This is a genomic window from Paraburkholderia fynbosensis, assembly GCF_902859935.1.
GTDB classification, from domain to species: domain Bacteria; phylum Pseudomonadota; class Gammaproteobacteria; order Burkholderiales; family Burkholderiaceae; genus Paraburkholderia; species Paraburkholderia fynbosensis.
Window position 1 is genome coordinate 119,045 of record NZ_CADIKI010000010.1, and the last position, 18,752, is coordinate 137,796.

The window sequence follows — 18,752 nt, forward strand, 5'->3', positions numbered from 1 at the left end:
CCGGTCGGCCCAGGATAGCGTCGAGGTCGCCAAACCAGCCCGGAAAACGTACGTCGCCAAAATTCTAAGGCCCGCCCTTGATGTCACGCGCTAGACCGAGGGTTCATCAAAATTCCCCGAGCGTCGCCCCGTCGGTCATGCGTTCGCACCGAAGCTTGTTTCGTATAAGACATAAATTTCCTTTGGAGCCTCGTCGCCGCTAGCCGTACGGCCGGTCGCTATGCCGCCAATCGATGCTCGTAATACGGTCGCTCCCTGTCATCAAGAATCGCGTACATCGCGTCCAGACTCTTCGGGTCCGAGTTGAGCCACGCGTCGAGGTTTTTCGGCTTGATGGGAATGATGCACCGGTCATGCCCTGCTGCGGCTATCTCGGGAAGAGGTTCGTCCGTGATGGCGGCAAACGATAGCAGGTATGGCTGCCCCGGCGCGCTCCATCGTGACCAAAGACAGGCCACATGCATCAGCTCGCCGTTGCTTGGACGGAATTCGAGAACGACATTTTCGTCGCGCTGACGCGATGATTCTGGCGTCAGCCCTCCCGCAGGTGCCGGATGGCTAACGCGCCTCAGTACTAGCTGCCAGGAGCCCTAGCAATTGGCTCTCCGCGAGCAGAGCCAATGGTCTTCCGGGCTAGGTCGACGCTGGGATTGTCGCTCCTGAGTGGCCAAAGCGTCTCCCGCAGGAGTGTTTATCTGCCGCTGCGCCGCCGTCATACTCTCGCCAAATGGAGGGAGATGCTTTCTGCGGAGCCGCAAGCGCCTTCAGGCAACGCCCCAGCAACTTCAAATTTGACGGGGCAATGGCGATGGTGACAAGGCAGGCGATTAACTCCGGCGCATATCTCGAACACTTCGAGTCGCTGCCGAACCTGTGGTCGAGTGAGCGAATCCAGAACTTCCTCACTGAGACCATGGCAGAGAGGCCGGAAGGTTTGAAAGACACTTGGATTTTTGCCTACGGCTGATGTGGAATCCGATGGTCGAATTTGAAAAACGGCAGGTAGCAACGTTGCATGGCTGGCACCGAAGCTTCTGCCTGCGGATGGTCGCAGGTCGTGCAAGCCTCAATAACCCCGGGCGCATGCTGGCGTTGCAGCGTGGCAGCCACACACAGGGGGTCGTGCTGAAGTTGCCGGAGGCGACGCTGGAGGAAGAACTCGGGCTTCGCGAGATGGTGCTTGGGTCCTACCAGCCGACATGGGCCCCCGTGACATTGGATGACGGCACTGAGACGCACGCCATCGCCTTCGTTGCTGATGAAAGTCGCGAAAAGTTCGAAGCCGATTCGTGCGTCGAGACTGTTGCACCACTGATTAGCGCCGCGAGTGGGAAGTTTGGGAGCAATACCGAGTACCTGTTGAAACTTCACGAAGCCCTCAGCGAGTGCAGCGTCGAGGACCGTTATATCGCCGAACTCGCGAACGCGGTCTACCGCCTGTCGCGGGTAGCTACCTGCGATGTAACCGGGACCTCCGAATGAATGCCGCGGCATAGCAGGAGCCGCGAAGCGTAATTGCCTTAGGTGAGAATCATGGACAAACTTCAAGCGATGCAGGTCTTCACACGGGTAGTCGACACCAACAGTTTTTCCGGTGCAGCCGACTCCCTGCACATGACGCGTTCGTCGGTGACGACCATTATCCAGGCCCTCGAGTCTTACCTTAAGGTACGCCTGCTCAACCGTACGACGCGCCGCATCAGCCTCACCCCGGACGGCGCGGCTTACTATGAGCGGTGCTCCCGAATACTCGCCGAGGTCGAGGATTCAGAAAGTTCTTTCTCGACTGCCTCAGCTCCACGGGGCAAGCTCAAGGTCGATATGCCGGGTTCGATTGGACGGCTTCTTGTCGTTCCTGCGCTGGATGACTTCCACTCGCGGTACCCGGATATCGACCTCATGCTGGGTGTTGGCGACAAGGCTGTCGACCTGATACAGGATAGCGTCGACTGCGCCATCCGCATGGGCCCGATGCAGGACTCCACGCTCGTGGCAAGGCGGGTCGGTGCCTCGGAGTTTGTCACCGTAGCGAGTCCCGACTACATCGCGCGTAATGGCGAGCCCATGTCGCTTGGAGAGTTGGACACGCACACCGCGGTCAACTACTTTTCCAGTCGCAACGGTCGTATTGTCGAGATGGACTTCGTCATCGATGGCAAGCCAGTCGAAGTGAGGATGCGCTCCAAGCTCGCGGCCAACGATGGTGACGCGCACCTGCAGTGTGGCCTACAAGGTCTTGGGCTCATCCAGGTTCCGCATTTCCTGGCACACCCGCATCTGGAGTCCGGTGCTCTAGTCGAAGTGCTGGGCAAGTGGCGACCGAGCCCATTCGCGATTTCTGCGGTATATCCGCAAAACCGCCATCTCTCACCTCAGGTTCGGGTCTTCGTCGAGTGGGTTGCCGAACTGTTCGAACAATGTCAACTGCTTCGTGCGGACAACGTCCTTCCGGCCGGTCTCGCTCAATACGTCAGGAATCTGCAGCCTCCCATCCTCGCGGGCCGCGTGCAGGAGACTGTTCGTGCAACCGCCCACCACACCAGGGATATGGCTTCGATGTCACAGGCTTCGGTCGAGTGCGCGTGACCAAAGCGAGGGACGATGGCGCGCAAATTTCAACGGCACAATTCGCTGCGACCGAATTGTCTTATCGGAAGTGAACTGTTTATCTGGCGAGCCGTTGTCTGCAAAATCCGAGCAGCAAATAGAATCCTCGTTAACCCTTGGCGCACACTGCGCGGACACTTTGATGAAAGCCAGGCTGGACATCTCGGACATCACGATTGCGGGACATGCGCAGGACATCACGTTGCGCAGTTATCACCCGTCCGCTCACAACGGTATGCCAATTGTGCTGTACTTCCACGGAGGGGGCTTCGTCGACGGGTCGCTGGACGACGCGAGCAAGCCTGCTTCGCTCATTGCGTCGAGGATACCCGCATGGGTCATTGCCGTAGGCTACTCTCTCGCCCCGGAATTCCCGTTTCCGGCCGCGACTGAAGACGCACATCTCGCGCTGGAATGGGCAGTGGGAAACGCTCGGGATTTTAACGCCGACGCCACACGGATTGCGGCGGTCGGACATGACGCCGGTGGCAACATTGCGGCAGGATTGGCTGCCATCGCGCGTGACCGGGGCGTGCGTCGGCTTTCGGCTCAGGCACTCCTCGCGCCGTTGCTCGACCCGAGCATGACCCGACTGATAGATGGCAAACGCTCCAGAAAGAGCGACCTTGTGCCCGAGGACTGCGCGCGGTCCTACCGCGCCTATCTGCCACTAGCAGGCCAGCGCATTCACCCCTACGCCGCGCCACTCGAATCACGACGCCTCGGTACGCTTCCGCCGACGCTGATAGCAACCGCAGAAGAGGACGTGGTACGCGCGGATGGCGAGATTTACGCACGGGAACTCATTACGGCAGGTGTGCCCGTCGAGATGACACGCCATGCCGGGGTCTGCCATGGCGAGCTCATATCGCATGCGCCGGCACTGAACGATGTAGTCGAGTTTCTGCGCAAGCGGCTCGCACCGGATTGAAAGAAGCGCAACTGTCGCTCCGACGGATACAAAGAAACCACTGTTCGCTACTTTATAACCAGAAACACGGAGTCCATACTTTCGTCAACGCTACACCCAGTGATGGTGTGAAGCCGAGGCGGCTATGAACTGAATCCAGACCTGTCACGTTTTTACAGACCACTTTTGCATCCTTCAGGAGTACTACACATGCTCACCAATCGAAAACGACTTAGCGTGGCGCTCGGCGCCCTCGCTATTGTCGGCGCAGCAGCAGGCATTGGCTTCACCCACGGGACCTCATCTGGTCCGGTGAGTGCAGCTCAGGCTGCTGACGCACCTCCGGCCGCGACCGAAGTTGATGTCGCTGTTGTCCTCGCGCAGACCATCACCGACTGGCAAAGTTACTCGGGCCGGCTGGAGGCTATAGACCACGTCGATGTCCGCCCGTTAGTTTCCGGCACCATTGTCGCCGTGCACTTCAAGGACGGCGCGCTGGTAAAAAAAGGCGACCCGCTCCTCACGATTGACCCTCGCCCCTATCAGGCAGAAGTTGACCGAGCAGCGGCACAGGTTGCCGCAGCTAAGGCTCGTGCGATTTACACCTCGACCGATGCCGCGCGTGCTGACCGCCTGCTGGCTGATAACGCCATCGCCAAACGCGATTACGACGAGAAGCAAAATGCCTCCCGCGAGGCAGTTGCGGGCGTGAAGGCTGCTGAGGCTGCACTTGAATCCGCACAGGTGAATCTGGGCTACACGAACGTCATCGCCCCGGTGACAGGGCGCGTATCACGCGCCGAGTTGACCGTTGGCAACGTCGTCGCGAGCGGTGCGAATGCACCTTTGCTCACTACGCTCGTTTCCGTGTCACCGATTTACGCCTCGTTCGATGTCGACGAACAGACGTACCTGCAATACCTCGGCCGTGACCGTAATTCGAAGGTGCCAGTGTCGTTGGGCCTTGCGAACGAGGACGGATATTCCCGCAAAGGCTCTGTTTCATCTGTCGATAACCGGCTCGATACCTCGTCGGGCACCATCCGCGTCCGTGCCACCATCGACAACGCAGATGGCGCCCTCGTTCCGGGCCTCTACGCTCGCGTGAAGGTTGGCGGTGGGGAGCCTCATCCGGCGATTCTGATTGACGACGCAGCAGTGGGCACCGACCAGGCGAAGAAATTTGTCCTCGTCGTCGACGGCTCGAACAAGGTCGCCTATCGGGAAATTCAAGTGGGTGGATTGCACGACAACCTTCGAATCGTGACTTCCGGCCTCAAAGCCGGTGAGCGCATCGTCGTGAACGGCATGATGCATGCGAAGCCGAGCGACACCGTCAGCCCGCACATGGTCAACATGGTCGACGCTGCCAAGTCTGCGGCATAAACGAGAGGGTCATCATGAACATCTCTAAATTTTTCATCGACAGGCCAATCTTCGCGGCCGTTCTGTCGGTGGTGATTGTGCTGGCGGGCTTCATCGCGCTAACAAAATTGCCAACGGCCGAATACCCGGAAGTCGTCCCCCCGTCGGTCGTGGTTCGTGCACAGTATCCCGGCGCGAACCCGAAGGTCATTGCCGAGACCGTTGCTTCTCCAATTGAAGAGCAGATTAACGGCGTCGAAAACATGCTGTACATGCAGTCGCAGGCTAACAGCGACGGCGCAATGACCACGACCGTGACCTTCAAGCTCGGCACCGACCCGGACAAGGCCCAGCAGCTCGTGCAGAACCGGGTATCGCAGGCCATGCCGCGTCTTCCCGAAGACGTTCAGCGCCTCGGTGTCACCACAGTCAAGTCTTCACCGACCCTGACGATGGGCGTGAATCTGGTGTCTCCGAACGGGCGCTACGACCTCACCTACCTGCGCAACTACGCACTTATCAACGTCAAAGACCGGCTTGCACAGGTTCCGGGCGTCGGTGAAGTGGCGATGTGGGGCGCGGGCGATTACTCGATGCGCGTCTGGCTTGACCCAACCAAGGTGGCGCGTCAGAACCTGACGGCGACCGACGTCGTGAAGGCAATCCGCGAGCAGAACGTTCAGGTCGCGGCCGGCATCGTCGGCGGTGCGCCGATGACGACCAACGTTCCGATGCAACTGAGCGTGAACGCCCAAGGCCGCCTGAAGACTGAGGAAGAGTTCCGGAACATCATCCTGAAGACGTCCCCGGATGGTGCGGTGACGCATCTTAGCGATGTGGCGCGCGTGGAAATGGGTGCTGCGGAATACGCCCTTCGCGCAAGCCTCGATGGTAAGCCGGGCGTCCAGCTCATCATCTTCCAGCAGCCCAATGCAAACTCATTGCAAATTTCGACTGATGTTCGTCGAATCACGGCAGAGCTGCAGAAGGACATGCCCGAAGGCGTCGAAGCGAAGATTGTCTATGACCCGACGCAGTTCGTCCGTGAAAGTATCGACGCGGTTGTCCATACCCTCTTCGAAGCTATCGTCCTTGTTGTTATCGTCGTCATTGTCTTCCTGCAGACCTGGCGTGCTTCGTTGATTCCGTTGCTGGCGGTGCCCGTCTCGATTGTGGGCACGTTCTCGCTGATGCTGGCTTTCGGCTTCACCATCAATGCGCTGTCGCTCTTCGGGATGGTGCTAGCCATCGGGATTGTGGTCGACGATGCGATTGTGGTGGTCGAAAACGTCGAGCGGAACATCGCTGCGGGTCTAACACCGCTCGAGGCTTCGTACGAAGCGATGCGTGAAGTGAGCGGACCGATTATCGCCATTGCGCTGACCCTGGTTGCCGTGTTCGTGCCGCTGGCGTTCATGTCGGGTCTGACAGGTCAGTTCTACAAGCAGTTCGCGATGACCATTGCGATTTCGACCGTCATCTCGGCGTTCAACTCGCTTACCTTGTCGCCCGCACTGTCGGCATTGCTGCTGAAGGACCATCAGGCGCCGAAAGACTGGCTCACGCGAATCATGGACCGCATTCTTGGACCGTTCTTCAACGTGTTCAACAAGGTGTTCCATCGTGGCTCGGAAGCGTACGGCAAGGGAGTCGGCGGCATCATCAATCGAAAGGCCGCGATGATGGTCGTCTACGGCATCCTGCTCGGTGGCACGTTCCTGTTCGGCAAGATTGTGCCCGGAGGCTTCGTGCCGGGTCAGGACAAAGACTACCTAGTCAGCATTCTGCAGTTGCCCCCGGGCGCGTCACTCGACCGCACAGAAAAAGTCGTTCACGAGATGGGCATCATCGCCCGAAAGCAGCCGGGCGTCGTCCACTCGCCTGAATTCCCGGGCCTGAATGTAACCGGTTTGATGAATTCGTCGAGTAGCGGCCTCGTGTTCCCGGTCATGAGTCCCTCGAAGGAACGTACCAAGGGCGAATCTGCGGCGGCGATTGTTGGAAATCTGAACAAGGAATATGCGGGCATCAAGGGCGCCATGATTGCGACCTTCCCGCCTCCTCCGGTCTCGGGTCTGGGTACCATCGGCGGTTTCAAGCTACAGATTGAGGACCGTGGCGCACTGGGCTATGAAGCATTGAACAAAGCCGTCCAGGCGTTTCTGGCAGCGGCAGCCAAGGCTCCCGAACTCGGGCCCTCGTTCTCGAGCTACCAGATTAACGTTCCGCAGCTGAACGTCGAACTGGACCGCGAGAAGGCGAAGCAGCTCGGCGTGAGCGTGACAGACGTTTTCGACACGATGCAGATTTACCTAGGCTCGTTGTACGTGAACGACTTCAACAAGTTCGGTCGCGTCTACCAGGTGCGTGCACAGGCTGATGCTCCGTTCCGCACATCGGCTGAAAGCATTCTCCAGTTGAAGACCCGCAATGCGGCTGGCGAGATGGTGCCGCTATCGTCGCTCATCAAAGTGACGCCGACGTTCGGCCCAGAGACGGTGATTCGCTACAACGGCTTCCTTGCCGCCGACATCAATGGTGGTCCGGCGCCCGGCTACTCGTCTGGCCAGGCAATGGCAGCAGTCGAACGCATCGCAGCTGAGACTCTGCCGCGCGGCATCAAGTTCGAATGGACCGACCTGACGTACCAACAGATTCTGACGGGCAACGCAGCCTTCTGGGTGTTCCCTATCAGTGTTCTGCTGGTGTTCCTGGTGCTGGCCGCCATGTACGAAAGCCTGACGCTGCCGCTCGCGATTCTGCTGATTGTGCCGATGAGCATTCTGTCCGCGCTCTTCGGGGTGTGGCTCACCCAAGGTGACAACAACATCTTCACGCAGATTGGTCTGATGGTGCTGGTGGGGCTGTCGGCGAAGAACGCGATTCTGATTGTTGAATTCGCACGCGAGCTAGAAATTCAGGGCCGCACGATTGTTCAGGCCGCAATTGAGGCCTGCCGTCTGCGCCTGCGCCCGATTCTGATGACGTCCATCGCGTTCATCATGGGTGTGATTCCGCTGGTCGTGTCCACCGGTGCTGGCTCGGAGATGCGTCGTGCGATGGGTATCGCCGTCTTCTTCGGGATGCTGGGTGTGACCTTTTTCGGGCTCATCCTCACGCCGGTGTTCTACGTGATTCTGCGCAAGCTCTCGGGCGGCAAGCAGCTCACGGACAAGCACGGTAACCATCCGCATATCCATGGTCCGGACGACAGCGATGGCGAGCGTGGCGGCGGCAGCGGCCCCACTGGTGCTTCTGCGAAACCGGATGCGAAGGTTCCCGAACCAGCATTCCAGGAGTAAGGAGACCATCATGAAAGCAATTTTTTCGATGACAAAAAGTTTTACCGGCTCCGTCCTGCTGGGCACCCTGTTGATTCTGGCTGGCTGCTCGCTGGCACCAAAGTACGAGGTGCCATCCACACCGACGAGTGCGACTTTCAAGGAAGCGCCGCAGCAGCCGTTCACGCCGGAAGAAGCCGGCACGTGGAAGACTGCACAGCCGTCGGAAGAGGTCGCCCGCGGTGAATGGTGGAAGGTGTTTGAGGACGCCAAGCTGAACGACCTCGAACGGCAGGCACTGGACGCAAACCAGAACCTCAAGGCCGCGGCCGCTCGGGTGAAAGAGGCCCGGGCAATGAACCAGGCAGCGCGCGCGGGTCTGTTCCCGTCGCTTGATGCCGGCTTTGGTCCGACGCGCCAACAGGTCTCGGCAGCCTCCCTCTTCCAGCCGGATGGCTCGAATGTGCCACAGCAGACGTTCTGGCGCGCTCAGGCGAGCGCTTCGTACGAAGTCGACCTCTTCGGTCGAGTTGCGTCGACTGTTGATGCGGCGCGCGCCGACACGCAGCGCAGTGAGGCGCTCTTTCGCTCGGTGATGCTCGCCCTGCAGGCGGACGTCGCACAGAACTACTTTGCGCTGCGTGAACTTGACGCGGAGTCCGAGGTGTTCAAAAATGCCGTCGACCTGCGTCAGCAGGCGCTGAAACTGATTCAGAGCCGCTATACCGAGGGCGAAATCACTGAACTCGACGTCTCGCGTGCCAAAGCTGAACTGGCCACTGCGCAGTCGGATGCAATGACGGTGCAGCGTCTGCGTGCGGCGTCTGAGCACAGCCTCGCCGTGTTGCTCGGCAAGGCACCCGCCGAATTCTCGATGGCGGCCGACCCCATCAAACCGGTCAACCTGCGGTTGCCGCCGGGCCTCCCCTCGTCGCTGCTTGAGCGTCGGCCGGACATCGCAGCTGCAGAGCGCTCGATGGCCGCGGCGAACTCCCGTATCGGCATAGCGAAGGCTGCCTTCTTCCCGTCACTCACCATCACCGGTACGGGTGGGTTCGAATCGGCGACGATTGGCGACCTCTTCAAGTGGAGCAGCCGCGCGTTCCTGCTTGGGCCCTTTGCAGGCACCGCGCTAAATATTCCGATTTTTGATGGTGGTCGCCGCAAGGGCAACCTTGCGAACGCCCGGGCCGTCTATGAGGAAGACGTCGCAAACTACCGGCAGCAGGTGCTTGTTGCGTTCCGCGAGGTCGAAGACAACCTGTCGGACATGCGCATCCTGGAAGACCAAACGAGAACCCAGAACGAAGCGGTCAAGGCGTCTCAACGTGCAGCAGACCTCTCGCATGCGCAGTACACCGAAGGCGCCGTGAATTATCTGGACGTCATTGATTCGGAGCGGACGGTCTTGCAGGCGCGCCGTGGAGCAGTGCAACTGCAGGGTGTGCAGGCGGCCTCCACGGTCAACCTGATTCGCGCGCTTGGTGGTGGTTGGGGTGACGTTGTGCCTCAGCCTGCCCAACCGGTCGTGGGACGGGCAGCACCCGCAGAGCCAGCGCAGACAGCGGTCGCGCAAAAGTAACGAAGCCAGCATGAGCTGAGCATCACACGGGCCCCTCCAGCGTCACCGGAGGAGCCTCTCGCCTTCTGGAGTAGGGTTATGAAATCCGTCGTCACCCACACGATTCTCACCACACCGGTTAGCTGGCTACATCGTGCCATCTCCCGTGTTGAGGTGCCCTTCGCAGCAGAGATGCTACAGCTCGCCGTCATCGCGTCGGTCTGCTATTTCACTGCAGCTGTGGTGGCGATAGGAATGGCAATCGTTCTGGCGAACGCTGGCGCGATGCGATAACCAAGATTTTTTCTGAAGAACCCAGACGCGCATTGCTGTGACGTGGTCTCCACCGCGATGAAGTGGAATAAGCCCGGAGAGCGGGAAGCGGAATGATTGAACGGGGCTCGCCTGTGAGCGAAGCCCCGGGCCCGAATGACAACTTGCGAGAAGCACTTGCGCTGGCCGCATCTTATCGCGGGCAGCGCCGCCACGTAAGGTCCCGATGCACGAATTCAGTGTTCGCTCTCAACGAATAGAGCACGCCTAGGATGCGTGAGCACGAGCGTCAATTCACGAGTCGCGTCACACGTCGATTCGCGCTGGCGATTGAAGCGCTTTGTGGATTGAAAACGGGGAGAGGCGGTGATGAGGGAGAGAGCGAATCGGGACTTCGCGTGAAGAGCGCGAAGTCCCTGGCCCAGGGCAAACAACTGCGAGGAGATAGGGTTGAGCGAAGAGTAGCGCCATGTCTCCAACACGGAAGACCTCACTGGCGAATAGTCTTTTCGCTCATTCCGAACAGCGCAAGACAAGTGTTTCGCGAGTTCAACGAATACAACCATTTAGCTATCTTCCGCACTCCCCGCTTCCCCTCCCTCGCAACCCAAATCTCCTTCTTTTGCGTAGCGCCCTCCACACATCCATCACTTTGTCGTTTATCGCCATCGTTTTGACACGCTATCTTTACGTTCGCATTACCGACGTAAGTAAAACATCTGGAGAACGAAGATATGAAGCAGTACCTCCTAACCCCTCTCGCAATTGCGCTTGCTGGCTTCACGGGCGCAGCCCACGCGCAATCCAGCGTCACGCTTTACGGCATCGTCGACGCAGGCATCGGCTATGTGCACAACGCCGATGGCAACAAAAAACAGGTGGGGATGATTAACGGCAACATGAATGGCAACCGCTGGGGTATCAAGGGTTCTGAAGACCTGGGTGGTGGACTGAAAGCGGTCTTCCAGCTGGAAAGCGGCTTTGACCCGGGCACGGGCAAACTGAACCAAGGTGGCCGTGAGTTTGGTCGTCAGGCGTTCGTGGGGCTGACCAGCGACAAGTACGGCACTGTCACGCTCGGCCGTCAGTATGACCCGCTTGTCGATATGGTTCAGGGCATCACGGGTGATAACTTCTTCGGCGGCATTTTTGCCACGCCGGGCGACGTCGACAACTACGACAACAGCCTGCGCACGTCCAACGCAGTGAAGTATGTCTCGCCTACGTATGCCGGGTTCCAGGTGGAAGGCCTCTATGGCTTCAGCAATGGCGCGGGCACGACCGGCCAGGGACACACGTGGAGCGGTGCAGCAACGTACAACAATGGTCCGGTGTCGCTCGCTGCGGGCTACTTCTACGCGAACAATCCGACGGCAAATCGAACGACCGGCTGGAAAGTACGTCTTCCGACTCGCTCTTCAATAGTCCGGTCAATAACGGCTACTCTACCGCACACTCCATCGGCATTGCGCGAGTTGCGGGTCAGTACGTCTTCGGCTCCGCGACGGTCGGTCTCTCGTACAGCAACGCGCGCTACAGCCCGGATGGCAGGTCGGGCTTCAGCGAGACCGAGAAGTACAATATCGGCAACGTATTCGCGGCCTACCAGCTCACGCCGGCGTTGCTCGTGGGTGCAGGCTACACGTACATGAAGGCGAGCGGTGACACGTCAGCGAGCTATCATCAGGCTTCGCTGGGCGCTGACTACGCACTGTCCAAGCGCACTGACTTCTACGCGATGGCGGCGTATCGACACGCGAGCGGCACGCAGTCGGTGTACGACGCGGCAACTGGTACGCGCACGACGCAGGCCGCCCAAGCTTCCATTGGTTCGTACGGCTACGCCGGCACCAGCCATCAGGAAATCGCAATCGTGGGCATCCGCCACAAGTTCTAAGCTCCGTCGCCCGGCCAGCAGAGAGGAAAAAGCGCGACGACTGCCGTCCTCGCGCTTTTTTTTCACACCCAATCGAGTCAGGATTAGAGCTCGTAGGTTGTACCGCACTCGGCACACGAGACGACCACTGCCGGTGTTGCAAGCCCTCCTGTGCACCCCATTGCGCCGCGCCTGACGAACTCGAACCTCGCCCTTGCGTCTTCATCGCCGACCACTGCGACGTCCGCTGAACCGCAGATTTCGCATTCGGCCTGTGGTGCTATGTCAAAGCCGGACATTGCAACGTGGCTCCCGTTGCGGGTTATTGCGCCGTCCATAAGTCCAGCCCCTCCTCTTTACTGCGAAGCAGGCACCGTTTCGTTATCGGGGGGCGCCTGTGCCGCCAAATCGCCGACGCTATTGGCGGGCTCTTCGTATGATGGCAGCACTTTACCGTCCTCAACAGGTATGCACGTCGCTGCATATATCCGTCACGCACAAAACTGTACTTATCGAGAGCGGCCCGTTCAAGAAGGTCAGTCGCGCCCAGCATATCGGCGCGAGCACTTACGACGTTCAGCCCAAAAAGGGGTACCGGCCTCAACCGGAAGGTAAGTCGTAGGAGTGAGTGCACTCGCAACAACCCAGCCACTTGCATCGCGCACAGAACTCGGGCCACATAGCGGCAGCACAAGTTAAGGGCCCGGCCGGCACCCCGTAGCGTCCGTGCGTCAGCCCGAAATCCTGGTGATGCTTTGGCAGCCCGGCAGCCGATGCCCAGTCCAGAAGGCCGCCTAGACCGAACGTCGAATTGAACGTGAAGCGCGTCAGGTCTTCGGTGGCAGCGGTAATCTTAAATTGCAGCAGGTTATTCGCAAAGTTGGTAATGTCGCCAAGGTTAGAAAAGAAGTTGCTGAACGCCGTACGCAGGGGCGCTGGCGCTACCTTCGTGTAACCCGTGGCCACAGGCGTTGCAACATGCCTGTCGAGGCCCTCATTGAACGAGAAGACAGCCCTGTTCATCGGCTCAAGCGGGTCCGACGCCGTTGCGCATCCCGTCAGCCACGCTATCGCGGTCACGCCCATTACCAGGGAAGAGCACTGGGAATCTGTTCGCTGCTGGTCCGGCGGCAGTTGCCAATGCTGCACATCTACTGATTGCTGCAGGCGCTCGACCGATGTCTTAGACAGGTGGTCCAGCAGGCTCGGGCCACCTACGAGGCTCACCAGAAAGCCCACTACGATTGCTGCGATAGCCATTTTGTCTCCATGGCAGATTTCAGATACCTCCGCCATGTCGAAAATGCGCTCCAGCTACCGCAGGACCTTCAACGTTCGAGAAACGGGAGGCGCGTTCTGTCGTGCCGACGGCCCGCGCTGGCACGACATACTGCTTAGTGATGGTTGTGGATTCCCGGCGCTGCCTTGGCCACGCCTGATTGCGACACCACGTCGGCCGTGCCGCCCACGTCCGACGAAGCATCAGCTACCACTGCACGGTTAGCCTGTTCGCGCTTTTCCTTGCGCAGCTCGAACAGGTCTTTGTGTGATGGTGTGTTCGGCCCGAATTGCGGCGGGTAAGTGCCTGCGCGACCAATGCCTCCGCCGCCCTCCGCGAGAGCGGCAATCGCGGCGCCGGCCAGAATCAGCGCGAGCGAAACGCGCAGAAGTCGTGAACCCATTTGAATCTCCAGTTTGATGAGTGAAAGCATTGGTCATGGCAGACCCCTTCATTTGGCTACTGGAGGCATCCCGCCGCCAGGCAAATCAAGGTTAGCCAGACTGTCCCTCCAGATAAAGATTGGTTTTCCGAATTGATTTCTTGTCGTTACCGAACAATCCCGGAATTCCTGATTCCCGCATTGCACCCCGTTTGTTCGGACTCTTCTTCCAGAAGAGGTGCAAGTCTGTCGACTACGGATTGAAGAATCATCGCGTGCGCATTCAGAGGTACCGGCCGCAACTGTGGCTTGAATACTATGTCGCCACGGCGAATGGCTTTGCCGCTGATGACGCAAACACCGGACACGCGGGATACTGCAGCTCGCCAGGTCTGGTAGCCGTACCTGCAATTCGGCTCATTCCAGATGACTGTTGCCGACGTTGGCCCTGTGCGCTCCGCAATCGTCACAACGAGCTCTGGCGACGGCCTGTAAATCGTCCGCAATGCAGGTACGACTTGCGTCGTGGCGAACCGGCGTCCTGCATCCGGGGGAGGTGCCTTTGAGAAAACTTTTAGCTCGCCAAGCAGGTGGCCCCACGGGTCCGTCTGGTTTTCGAAAAAACGCATTGTCTGCTCCTGAAACAAGCCACTACCCTTGCGTTCTCTCTTGTGCGCGCCGCGACACCATGTAGAGCCATCTGCGCAAAGCCACCGCATGCCAGTAGAAAAGCTTCGTTGATGGCGCCTGTCCTCCAACCGACATCGCTGGATAACTTTGGCGTCGTTTGCGACTCAACCAATGCTCTCAATTCTGAGACCTTTCACACTTCAGATAAAGCTCGTCGGAGTGGTTACTGTGTAGCCTCAGAAGCGACAGTCAGGTTTCGCACGATGGGAGGAAACGCCACCGATATAGATTATTCTGGATTGGCGAGAATATAATTCTGAAATCAACATGAGGCAGCGCTCGCGGGATGTACAGTCGCCAGATTACTGACGGTGCCCTCTTCAAATCGGCCGGGCTCCTGGCCGGGTCGACGTCTGCCCGACTCTATGGCCAGGCAGCCAAGCGTACTCCGCTCTGTTATCCCTTCTGTAGCGTTTCGGCAAGATGGTTCACTGCTGCCCGGGTCTTGGCCGCCATCTTCTGACCGAGCGAAATGATGGCATGCACTGGCGGCCCGTCGACGTCCGCTTCGGGCAGCAGGTGCACAAGGCGGCCGGCACGCACATGCGGAAGTGCGACACGGTCGTAAATCTGCGTAATGCCGAAGCCAGCCACCGCCGCCTCGACGAGAGCCTGACCGTCGGCAAGCACGAGAACAGGATGCGGGACAATTTCCCGCACGGTATCGTTGTCTCGCGCTGTCCATGAACGTAGACGTCCCGTTGGGCCACGGAAAACTATTGCGTCGTGGTCAGTCAACTCTGCTAGCGTCTTCACGTCGCCCCGGCGCGCGAGATACTCAGGCGATGCATACAGCCCTAGCCTCAGGTCGCAGAGCTTGCGCACGGTAAATTCGCTGTCGTCCGGTAGTGCGCCAATGCGAACAACAATATCCCAGCCCTCTCCGACCGGGTCAGACATCCGGTCAGTAAGGGCCATTTCCACCGTGAGCTTGGGATACTTTTCGCGAAGCTGGATGAAGCTCGGCAGCAACAGACGACCGAAACCTGCGGGCAGGTCAATTTTGACGCGCCCCGCGGGCTCAGCCCGCCTCGATGCGAGTTGCTGCTCCGCTTCACGAAGACCTTCGAGCGCCTCCCGCGCCGCAAGGAGATACGTCTCGCCGTCTTCAGTCAGCCGGACCGCACGAGTAGTGCGCTGAAAGAGCTGGGAGCCGAGTCGTGCTTCAAGGCGCTGGACCGCCTTACCCACATTGGACTTGCTGCTACCGATTTCTTCGGCCGCGCGCGTGAAGCTGCCGGTTTGGGCAACCGCCACAAATACCGCGATTTCATTTATGGGTGCATCTACCCGCTCGCTCATCTCTTAACCCCATTACGCAAGTTGGGAAAATCAGACTGTATCAGGCGCCTGCAGCACGGGAGTTGCCGCTGTGCAATCACCGCAGAGAGGGCGTGGCGCCAGCCGGACTGACTCGACTGATGCAGAAAGGGAAAGGGGCTACCTCGTTGCAGGACAACCCCTTCAGCATCAGCACCGAGCGCTATGCGCTAACGGCCTCTTCGGCGACATCCTTCGTCTCAGACTTCGCACCCGGCTCGTCATCGTGCGCCGGAGTCTTGCTCAGGAAAGCGAACGTGGCAAACGCCGACAGCAACGTTATGACAGTCAGCACGTGCAGCAGGCTCGTGAATGCGTCCGCATAGCTTGACGACAGTGCGTGAATGGTTACTTCGGGCAAGGTCGATGCAGCATGCACCATGTCACCCGCGGTCACACGTTGTGAGGCCTCGACAACACGAGAGGAGATGTCACCACCATTGTCAGGAATGACGCGGGAAAGGCTCGTATGCGCGAGCGCCCCAAGAATCGCTGTCGCAATGGCGAGAGCGATACCTTCACCTGCTACGCGGGTCGTGCTAAAGATGCCCGACGCCATACCTGCGCGCTCTTTCGGAACCACGCTGACGGACAGGCCGTCCATCAAACCCCAAGGCATGCCTGCGCCAATACCAATCACCAGCATCGGCATGATGAGTTCAGCCTTCGGACCGCTAAAATCGACAAGGCTCAACCAGTAGAGACCGGCGGCAGCAACCAGGAAACCGATACCCGAGAGCACGCCAGCAGACATCCAGCGCGTGAACGACGCGACTAGCATCGGTACGACGAGCATGGGTGCGGAGAGCGCAATCATCTGCATACCGGCGTCAATTTCGCTCAGACCTTCGGCGCCAATAAAGCGCAACGGCAGCATCACGATAAGCACGATGTAGCAGTAGCAGGTACCTATCGGCAGAATCTGCACGCCGACAAAGCGCGGGTACTTGAACAGGCTCAGTTCGAGCATCGGCCGCTTGACGCGCGTCTCGACCGTGATGAACGCCGCGAGAAACACAGCTGATGCAGCGAGAAGCGTCACAACAAGCGGGCTGCCCCATCCGCCTTCCGGCGCCTGAATCACACCGAACGTGAACAATGCGAGCGTTGCCGTAAAGGTGACCGTTCCGGGATAGTCGAGACCAGTTGCGTTCGGGTCGCGCGTCTCACGCATGCGCGGCACACCGAAGATGAACGCGACAACACCAATCGCTGCAATAACGAGGAAAATTGAACGCCAGCCAAAATGCTCGATAAGCACGCCCGCCATCAGCGGGCCAAATGCGAGACCGAGGCCGAAGCTCGTGCCAAGCATGCTGAATGCCCGCGTACGGGCATGCCCGTCGAACTCCTGCGCAAGCGATGCGCCACCGCTCGAGAGCGACGCCGCGGCTGCGATACCTTGGACACCGCGCAGAATGTCGAGCCACAGCACCGACGGTGCAAAGCTCATGGCGAACGAAGTAATGATAAAGCCGCCCAGCCCAAGGGCGAAAAGCCGCTTGCGGCCGAACTGGTCGGCCAGCGCGCCGGCGGCCATGAGCAAGCTGCCGAAGCTCAGCATGAACGCGTTCGTCACCCAAGTCAGCATGGCGGGGCTGCCGCCCAGGTCTCGCCCGATTGCTGGCGTAGCGACGGCGCCTCCGGAGAAGGCAAGTGGCAAAACAAGAGCGGACAGGCAGACGGCTGCAAGAATCAGCAGCTTGTTACTCTCTGTTCCGGATGACGTTGCAGTTTTCATCGGTGAACCCGTTGGATGATTGGATGGCGAGGCACGTCAATGAACCCACGTGCAATGTGACCTTCGAAGCGCGTCATTCTGAACAACGAACCGTCGATGATAAACAGCGCAGCGGTGGTTAGAGCGTCTCCCTAGGAGCGACAATGCTTCACCGATACCCAAACGGGAGTTCTGCCAACTGTCTCCCGTCAAGCGACTCTGCGTCTCCAAAACGCATCTTTCTGAAATCTGCCCGCCCGCCTAGGATGGCTTCCCTCTACAGGCTTTTTACAAGGTAGGTTCGAAGATGAACACCACACCGTTTCGCATTGACATTCCGCAGTCAGAGCTCGATGACCTGAAAAAGCGTCTGGACGCCACCCGCTTTCCCGAACGCGAGACCGTGGACGACCAGTCTCAGGGCGCGCAGCTGGACCCCATCCAGAAGCTCGTCGAATACTGGCGCACCCAATACGACTGGCGCCGCGTCGAAGCTCGCATCAACAGCTATCCGCAGTTCAAGACCGAAATCGAAGGACTCGGCATCCACTTTCTGCACATCCGCTCGATGCATGAGAATGCGCTGCCGGTAGTCCTGACTCATGGCTGGCCGGGTTCCATCGTCGAATTCCTCGACATCATTGACCTGCTTGTCGACCCGACCGCGTACGGCGGCAAGGCTGAAGACGCGTTTCACGTCGTGCTGCCCTCGATTCCGGGCTACGGCTTCAGCGATAAGCCGACGGCGAAGGGATGGGAACGCAATCGCATCGGCCGCGCATGGGACACCATCATGAAGGGCCTCGGCTACAGCGAGTACGTTGCACAGGGTGGCGACTGGGGTAGCGTCATCACGACCGAGATGGGCCGCCTCAAGCTCGACGGGTTGCTCGCGATTCACGTGAACCTTCCATTCGTCGCGCCGACCCCCTTCCCAGAGGCCCCGACGGCGGAAGAGCAGATTGCAATCGACCAATGCATGCAATTCGCCACCGACGGCTCGTACTACCATCACCTTCAAACGACGCGTCCGCAAACCATCGGCTATTCGCTCGTTGACTCGCCTGCAGGCCTCGCCGCATGGATTTACGAAAAGCTCGGCGCATGGAGCGACAGCAAGGGTGTCCCGGAAGACGTTTTCTCGTACGACCAGATGCTCGACAACATCACGCTCTACTGGTTGACCAACAGCGGCGCTTCCTCTGCGCGCATGTACGCTGAACACCCGGGTCTGACCTTCGCTGCAGTGCCAGTCGACATTCCGGTCGCCGTCAGCGTGTTCCCGGGTGAAATCTACACGCCGCCGAAGGAATGGGCTGAGCGCACGTTCAGCAACATGTTCTACTGGCATCGCACCGTTAAGGGTGGCCACTTCGCCGCATTCGAACAACCGGAAATCTTCGCTGCGGAAGTTCGTGCAGCATTTGCCAAGGTCCGGCAATCGCAAGTTGAAGGCCACGTCCTGGCTCCGACGCCGAACTGATTGAC

General features: G+C 59.3%; 13 protein-coding genes and 3 pseudogenes. 10 read left to right on the forward strand and 6 right to left on the reverse strand.

Translation table 11 applies throughout. The features are described from left to right. Positions 1–218 precede the first annotated feature (218 nt). Positions 219–515: pseudogene (locus tag HV770_RS18195) on the reverse strand (SOS response-associated peptidase family protein); the annotation flags it as partial. 287 nt (positions 516–802) lie between these two features. Here HV770_RS18195 and HV770_RS39570 point away from each other — a divergent pair. The 9 genes and pseudogenes from HV770_RS39570 to HV770_RS18235 all read left to right on the forward strand — a co-directional run bounded on the left by HV770_RS39570 (position 803) and on the right by HV770_RS18235 (position 11,894). After that, positions 803–967 carry a hypothetical protein gene (locus tag HV770_RS39570; protein ID WP_343048289.1) on the forward strand — a complete coding sequence of 55 codons (165 nt, stop codon included), beginning with the start codon at positions 803–805 and terminating at the stop codon, positions 965–967. An 11-nt stretch (positions 968–978) separates the two neighbouring features. Further along, on the forward strand, positions 979–1,482 hold the full coding sequence (locus HV770_RS18200; protein WP_343048290.1) for a gamma-glutamylcyclotransferase: 504 nt from the start codon (positions 979–981) through the stop codon (positions 1,480–1,482). Between the two features lie 51 nt (positions 1,483–1,533). Beyond that, positions 1,534–2,586 (forward strand): LysR family transcriptional regulator, encoded by a 1,053-nt coding sequence (locus HV770_RS18205; protein ID WP_175161767.1) that lies wholly within the window; start codon positions 1,534–1,536, stop codon positions 2,584–2,586. A 163-nt stretch (positions 2,587–2,749) separates the two neighbouring features. Next, positions 2,750–3,538: an alpha/beta hydrolase gene (locus tag HV770_RS18210; protein ID WP_175161768.1), complete on the forward strand. Its 789-nt coding sequence runs from the start codon at positions 2,750–2,752 to the stop codon at positions 3,536–3,538. Between the two features lie 189 nt (positions 3,539–3,727). Beyond that, the gene (locus HV770_RS18215) at positions 3,728–4,903 is read left to right on the forward strand and encodes an efflux RND transporter periplasmic adaptor subunit (RefSeq protein ID WP_175161770.1); all 1,176 of its coding nucleotides are present in this window, start codon (positions 3,728–3,730) and stop codon (positions 4,901–4,903) included. 14 nt (positions 4,904–4,917) lie between these two features. After that, complete coding sequence (locus HV770_RS18220; RefSeq protein WP_175161771.1) at positions 4,918–8,184, forward strand: efflux RND transporter permease subunit; 3,267 nt, start codon at positions 4,918–4,920, stop codon at positions 8,182–8,184. 10 nt (positions 8,185–8,194) lie between these two features. Beyond that, entirely contained in the window at positions 8,195–9,745 is a 1,551-nt protein-coding gene (locus HV770_RS18225; protein ID WP_175161772.1) for an efflux transporter outer membrane subunit, read from the forward strand. Positions 9,746–9,823: 78 nt separating this feature from the next. Next, the gene (locus HV770_RS18230; RefSeq protein ID WP_175161774.1) at positions 9,824–10,018 is read left to right on the forward strand and encodes a hypothetical protein; all 195 of its coding nucleotides are present in this window, start codon (positions 9,824–9,826) and stop codon (positions 10,016–10,018) included. 713 nt (positions 10,019–10,731) lie between these two features. Continuing rightward, positions 10,732–11,894, forward strand: a pseudogene (locus HV770_RS18235) (porin). A gap of 436 nt (positions 11,895–12,330) precedes the next feature. Here the strand turns inward: HV770_RS18235 and HV770_RS18240 are convergent. The 5 genes and pseudogenes from HV770_RS18240 to HV770_RS18260 all read right to left on the reverse strand — a co-directional run. Beyond that, positions 12,331–12,959 (reverse strand): annotated as a pseudogene (locus tag HV770_RS18240) (MlaA family lipoprotein); the annotation flags it as partial. A gap of 308 nt (positions 12,960–13,267) precedes the next feature. Continuing rightward, the gene (locus tag HV770_RS18245) at positions 13,268–13,555 is read right to left on the reverse strand and encodes a hypothetical protein (RefSeq protein WP_175161776.1); all 288 of its coding nucleotides are present in this window, start codon (positions 13,553–13,555) and stop codon (positions 13,268–13,270) included. 146 nt (positions 13,556–13,701) lie between these two features. Then, positions 13,702–14,253, reverse strand: a complete 552-nt coding sequence (locus HV770_RS39755) for a DUF3331 domain-containing protein (protein WP_425497446.1) — start codon at positions 14,251–14,253, stop codon at positions 13,702–13,704. A gap of 367 nt (positions 14,254–14,620) precedes the next feature. Next, on the reverse strand, positions 14,621–15,526 hold the full coding sequence (locus HV770_RS18255; protein ID WP_175161780.1) for a LysR family transcriptional regulator: 906 nt from the start codon (positions 15,524–15,526) through the stop codon (positions 14,621–14,623). 181 nt (positions 15,527–15,707) lie between these two features. Further along, entirely contained in the window at positions 15,708–17,285 is a 1,578-nt protein-coding gene (locus HV770_RS18260) for an MFS transporter (RefSeq protein ID WP_175161782.1), read from the reverse strand. Between the two features lie 286 nt (positions 17,286–17,571). On the opposite strand from HV770_RS18260, the gene HV770_RS18265 reads away from it, so the two are divergent. Continuing rightward, positions 17,572–18,747, forward strand: a complete 1,176-nt coding sequence (locus HV770_RS18265) for an epoxide hydrolase family protein (RefSeq protein ID WP_175161784.1) — start codon at positions 17,572–17,574, stop codon at positions 18,745–18,747. The last annotated feature ends 5 nt before the right edge of the window (positions 18,748–18,752 follow it).